Origin of the sequence: Synechococcus lacustris str. Tous, assembly GCF_003011125.1 — a bacterium.
Classification (GTDB): Bacteria; Cyanobacteriota; Cyanobacteriia; order PCC-6307; family Cyanobiaceae; genus Synechococcus_D; species Synechococcus_D lacustris.
The window spans coordinates 1-2009 of sequence record NZ_PXVC01000154.1; the positions used below are offsets into that span (position 1 = coordinate 1).

Genomic DNA, 2009 nt, shown 5'->3' on the forward strand with positions numbered 1-2009 from the left:
TTAGTCATTCGGTATACCGATTAGCAACCTTTTAGTCATTCGGTATACCGATTAGCAACCTTGCAGCCAATAAAAAATCAGAGTTCTGACTTAGCTACTTGCCCTTGGCGGGCTGCAGGCTGGCAGCCCAGCTGTTTAGCCAATTAGCAGGGGCCCATTCGGATTTCTCTGCGTCCCATAGCTCTTCCAGCTCCTGGGGGCTGTAGACATCAAGCTCCAAGAGCACGTTCAGCCATTTTGAGCGTGCAGAAGCAGTCGCCGCCCCGCCGGCGCGGATCAGATCGGAACTCGCTGCCCCAACAAGCCGCACCTGCTTTCTTGCATGCTGTGCCCAGGCGGCACATAGATCAGCGGCCGCCTGGTCTGTCAGCTCTGGTGCAGGGTTAGTTGGTGGTGCCGCCAGCCAAGCCGGTGGGGGCAGTAGTCCCACGTGGCAGGACCAAAAATCAGCAGCGCCCCAAGGGGTTCCATCGTCGTGGGTGATCGCCCGACCGTTTGCTAGCTGGTCAAGCAGATCACGGCTGGTAACCCCTGCGAAGTCGGCTTGGTGGAGGCGCTCATTGGTCTCGGCGAGGTTGATAAACCATGAGCTGCGGGGGTGCCGGGTTAGGCCTCGCTCTAGTTCGCTTAGGCCGCTATGGCTGGATGAGGAGTGGCCTGCTTCATTTGCCCATTTGCGGATCGTGTACTGGGTCCAACCGTTCAGCACCCGCCAGCGGCGCAGCATTCGGCCAAATTCCAGGGAAGAACGTTCGCTGTGTAATCGGACTTCGGAGTAAACGGTCATGGCTGTTGCTGGATAGGTGTTTTGATTGCTGTACTGAGTTGACATAGGGCTTACCCAAATACTAAGCCCTCGGGAGCCTGAGTTGAAGCGCCTAGCCGATTTGACGCATCAGATATGGCGGAATCTGCCTTGGTGCGAATTTTTGGTGCATTTGTTAGCGACCGGCTGCCTAGAAAACAACCGGTCACTATCTGGCCCCCCTTTAGCCAAAAGCGTCTCCTGCACTGGGCAAAGCAGCGCAGCCAGCGACTTAGCGATCTGCAAGAGGTGGGCGAATTAGGCAGCAACACCCCCAGAAGGCCAAAAATTTTTGAGTGCCTGACTGGCTTTTTAGCCGCGTGCGACCAGCTGCCTAGGGCATTTTGTCGCTATTTTTCACGTTTGACCCGCTTCTGACCCTTTTGACTTAATAGGTCTCCAAAAACGTAGCTATACCAACCGTTTTCAACTGAGATACTCTGCCTTCTAAGCAGCCGGTCGAGTGTTCGAATCACTCAGGGGGCGTTTCAATCAGGTCCTGCATTCTCAGCCCAAAAGCGTTTCTGTCACTGGGTTTATCCCTGCCAGTTGGTTAGCGCTCACTGTTGCAGCCAGCCAGTGAGATCTGCTGCACCACTGAAATCAAGTAGTGCTTCTGCTAAAGCTTCTAGCTTCTCTAAGGGCAGAGCCCGAATCATGGCCTCCTGGCTTGGGTTGATCGGACCGCAGCGGCGCTGCAGCAGGCGGAGGACAACCTTGGCCTCGCCCCTTGCTTCTCCTTCTGCCTTGCCTTCTGCCTTGCCCCTGGCCTCGCCTAGGCCAAAGATTTCCTTGTAGGCAACGCTCTGGCTGAAATCTTCAATGGTGATACCACCCATGGCACAAAGCTCCGGAATCGAACGACCGCTAAACCTTGAYACAACAATAGCTGTAATTACATCACTTAGATCTGTGGCGAGAGCAGTTCCTGCTGCCTTAAAACGCAGTTCTGCAGCTGCAGCTGCCAATTGATCCTCAGCTTGAATTAATAAACCCAACGCCTGCAATAGCAGTGGTGCATCAGCTGCTTGCCTGCTTGGTAATAGTTCAAGCCATTGCACACGCTTCTCTAAAAATTCAATCACTGGTGATGGATCACCAAAATTCAACTGCCGCGATGGGCACAGCACTACCACTCGCCAATTACGAATAACAGCCTGTTGCTGCAATAACCGAGCTGTTTCGGCATAAAGCCGCATAAAAA

The 2009-nt window shown here is 53.9% G+C and carries 2 protein-coding genes; both read right to left on the bottom strand.

Annotated elements, in window-relative coordinates; genetic code table 11:
• Positions 1-94: 94 nt before the first annotated feature.
• A complete protein-coding gene (locus tag C7K08_RS13705) occupies positions 95-787 on the bottom strand; it encodes a hypothetical protein (protein ID WP_133165303.1) in 693 nt (230 codons plus the stop codon).
• Between the two features lie 578 nt (positions 788-1365).
• The coding region (locus tag C7K08_RS13715) for a DUF4351 domain-containing protein (RefSeq protein ID WP_133165304.1) at positions 1366-2009 on the bottom strand (644 nt) is incomplete at its 5' end.